We start from the raw sequence: 322 nt of genomic DNA on the forward strand, positions 1-322 counted from the left end.
GCGGTTCATGCGCGACGAGGTGCTGTCCGCCGTGCAGGAGCTCGGGCCGATCGCCGACGAGCTGGACCTGTCGATGGCGCAGCTCGCGGTCGCCTGGGTGCTGCAGAACCAGAACGTGGCGTCCGCGATCATCGGCGCCTCGCGTCCGGAGCAGGTGCACGACAACGCCGGCGCTGCCGGGGTGACGATCCCCGCGGAGCTGCTGTCCCGCATCGACGATGCCCTCGGCTCGGTGGTCGAACGCGACCCGGCGAAGACCGAGGAGAGCAGCCCGAAGACGCGCGAGGCGTAGGTGCCCGTCCCAGGAGGCGCGGTGCGGGTC

At 72.0% G+C, this 322-nt stretch carries 1 protein-coding gene; it reads left to right on the forward strand.

The genetic code is table 11. The features are described 5' to 3' along the window. Positions 1–292: aldo/keto reductase (locus tag BIV01_RS13780; protein ID WP_139199367.1), on the forward strand; the 292-nt coding region annotated here is incomplete at its 5' end. Positions 293–322: the final 30 nt, after the last annotated feature.

Origin of the sequence: Curtobacterium sp. MCBA15_013 (assembly GCF_001865095.1) — a bacterium.
In the GTDB taxonomy this organism is placed as follows: Bacteria; Actinomycetota; Actinomycetes; order Actinomycetales; family Microbacteriaceae; genus Curtobacterium.